Here is a 3,463-nt window from a genome sequence, read left to right as displayed (position 1 = left end):
CAAGAAGGTCATTGAAAACAACATAAACTACAAACCAAAAGTAACACAATTTCAAGTTCAATCTTAGAAATAAGGTAAGAACGATGAAAGCTACGAGAACCAGATGATAAGCAGAGAACCCAATCTTCTGTGAAGATTGATGCGAATCGCTTATGCCGTTTTAGTCATTTTCCAGCCGATTCATGGAATCCAAGGAAAATGAGATCAAACGGTAATCCAAAAATCATCACAAAAGGATCAAGAGAACAAGAGCATCAGGCGGATGCCTTGGTACCGGAAGCCGAAGAAGGACGTGCTAAGCTGCGAAAAGCCACGGGGAGGCGCTTAAAAGCCTGCGATCCGTGGATATCCGAATGGGGAAACCCGGCTGATAGAAGATCAGTCACCGTCATCCAAAACAGTTAACTGATAGGAAAACGGAGGGAACCCGGGGAACTGAAACATCTCAGTACCCGGAGGAAAAGAAAGCAAACGCGATACCTCAAGTAGCGGCGAGCGAACGAGGCACAGCCCGGTTACGAAAAAGCCGGTTTTATAGTCGAAGGGTCTGGGAAGGTCCGGCGGAGAAGGTTAAACCCCTGTAGACGAAATAAAGCTGGTGGGAGTAACGAAGAGTACCACGGGACACGAGAAACCCTGTGGGAAAATGGGGGGACCACCCTCCAAGGCTAAATACTAACCGGTGACCGATAGCGCAGAGTACCGTGAGGGAAAGGTGAAAAGAACCCCGGAAGGGGAGTGAAATAGAAACTGAAACCTGATGCTTACAAGCAGTCGGAGTCCGGTACTAAATTTTGTTGAGGCAGGGCAAGACTCAGTGAGACAAAATTTAGTACCGGATGACGGCGTGCTTTTTGTAGAACGGGCCAACGAGTTACGGTATGGAGCAAGGTTAAGCACTTCAGGTGCGGAGCCGCAGGGAAACCGAGTCTTAATAGGGCGCCAAGTTGCATGCTGTAGACCCGAAACCGTGTGATCTATCCATGGGCAGGGTGAAGCGCAGGTAAAACTGCGTGGAAGCCCGAACCAGTGTCTGTTGAAAAAGGCTTGGATGACCTGTGGATAGGGGTGAAATTCCAATCGAACACGGAGATAGCTGGTTCTCCCCGAAATAGCTTTAGGGCTAGCGTGAGTGAAAGACTGACGGAGGTAGAGCACTGACTTGGGTAGGGAGCAAAATGCTTACCGAACCATATCAAACTCCGAATGCCGTACAGTTATCGCTTGCAGTCAGACAGTGGGAGATAAGTTTCATTGTCAAAAGGGAAACAGCCCAGACCATCTGCTAAGGTCCCCAAGTACCGATTAAGTGGGAAAGGATGTGACACCGCATAAACAACCAGGATGTTGGCTTAGAAGCAGCCATCCATTTAAAGAGTGCGTAATAGCTCACTGGTCGAGTGGTGGTGCGCCGAAAATGAACGGGGCTCAAATCGGCCGCCGAAGCAATGGATTATACGTAAAGTATAGTGGTAGGGGAGCAATCTCTTGTAGGGCGAAGCCATTTCGTAAGGGATGGTGGACGAAAGAGAAGAGAGAATGTTGGCATGAGTAGCGAAAGTGAAGTGAGAATCTTCACCATCGGAAGCCCAAGGATTCCTGAGGAAGGCTCGTCCGCTCAGGGTAAGTCGGGACCTAAGCCCAGGCCGAAAGGCGTAGGCGATGGACAATCGGTTGAAATTCCGATACTGCCGCCTTATATTAAGAGAAGGAGTGACACAGCAGGGAAAGCAGACCCGGGCGTTGGTTGACCCGGGCCAAGCGACAAGGCTGATAGAGGAGGCAAATCCCCTTTGTCATAAGGCCAAGTCGTGATGGGGAACGAAAAATAAGTAGGGAAGCTGCAGACTCACACTGTCAAGAAAAACTTCTATCGCATAAGGAGGTACCCGTACCGTAAACCGACACAGGTAGGCAGGGAGAGAATCCTAAGATGAGCGGGAGAAGTGTTGTTAAGGAACTCGGCAAAAATACTCCGTAACTTCGGGAGAAGGAGTGCCCCGGAAGGGGCCGCAGTGAAGAGGCTCAAGCGACTGTTTACCAAAAACACAGGTCTCTGCTAAATCGAAAGATGAGGTATAGGGGCTGACGCCTGCCCGGTGCTGGAAGGTTAAGGGGAGTGCTTAGCGCAAGCGAAGGTGCGAACTTAAGCCCCAGTAAACGGCGGCCGTAACTATAACGGTCCTAAGGTAGCGAAATTCCTTGTCAGGTAAGTTCTGACCCGCACGAAAGGCGTAACGATTTGAGCACTGTCTCGACAACACACCCGGTGAAATTGTAGTACTCGTGAAGATGCGAGTTACCCGCGACAGGACGGAAAGACCCCGTAGAGCTTTACTGTAGTCTGGCATTGGATCTCGATATGTCATGTACAGGATAGGTGGGAGGCTGTGATATCAGGGCGTCAGCTTTGAAGGAGCCGCTGTTGGGATACCACCCCTGATATATTGGGATTCTAACGAAGGGCTGTGAAACCAGCATTCGGACAGTGTCAGATGGGCAGTTTGACTGGGGCGGTCGCCTCCAAAAAAGTATCGGAGGCGCCTAAAGTTACCCTCATGATGGTTGGAAACCATCAGTAAGAGTGCAAAGGCAGAAGGGTGATTGACTGCGAGGCAGACATGCCGAGCAGGGACGAAAGTCGAGCTTAGTGATCCGGTGGTACCGAGTGGAAGGGCCATCGCTCAACGGATAAAAGCTACCTCGGGGATAACAGGCTTATCTCCCCCAAGAGTCCACATCGACGGGGAGGTTTGGCACCTCGATGTCGGCTCGTCTCATCCTGGGGCTGAAGCAGGTCCCAAGGGTTGGGCTGTTCGCCCATTAAAGAGGCACGCGAGCTGGGTTCAGAACGTCGTGAGACAGTTCGGTCCCTATCCGTCGTGGGCGTTAGAAATTTGAGAGGAGCTGTTCCTAGTACGAGAGGACCGGAATGGACAAACCTCTGGTGCACCAGTTGTTCCGCCAGGAGCACAGCTGGGTAGCCAAGTTTGGCAGGGATAAGTGCTGAAAGCATCTAAGCACGAAGCCCCCCTCAAGATAAGATATCTCATCCTTTAAAAGGAGTAAGGCCACTGAAAGACGATCAGGTAGATAGGCCGGAGGTGGAAGCGCAGTAATGTGTGAAGCTGACCGGTACTAATCGGCCGAGGTCTTGATCCAAGGTGTTACGGTTAAGTTTATGTTGTTTTGAATGACCTTAGCAAACGAACCCAATCTCCTGCGAAGATGGGTGTGAGTCGCTTATGCAGTTTTAGTCATTTTTCTTCCGGACAAAGGAATCGGAGAAAATGTGATAAAACGGTATTCCTTAGACTAAGACATCAAAAGGACAACTGAATAACACCGATCAATGGTTTCGTGATAATGGCAGAGAGGCCACACCTGTTCCCATCCCGAACACAGCAGTTAAGCTCTCTCGCGTCGAAAGTACTTGGCGGGCAGCTGCCTGGGAGGATAGATC

Annotated in this window: 2 rRNA genes; both read left to right on the top strand. The window is 50.4% G+C overall.

Annotation, left to right across the window (positions count from 1 at the left end):
* The first annotated feature begins 235 nt into the window (after positions 1-235).
* Positions 236-3,162, top strand: a 23S ribosomal RNA gene (locus V3C63_RS11605).
* A gap of 194 nt (positions 3,163-3,356) precedes the next feature.
* Positions 3,357-3,463 (top strand): 5S ribosomal RNA (gene rrf, locus V3C63_RS11600); the annotation flags it as partial.

Source organism: Pseudoramibacter faecis (assembly GCF_036289405.1).
Taxonomy (GTDB): domain Bacteria; phylum Bacillota; class Clostridia; order Eubacteriales; family Eubacteriaceae; genus Pseudoramibacter; species Pseudoramibacter faecis.
This window is presented reverse-complemented; position numbering and strand designations above follow the sequence as displayed.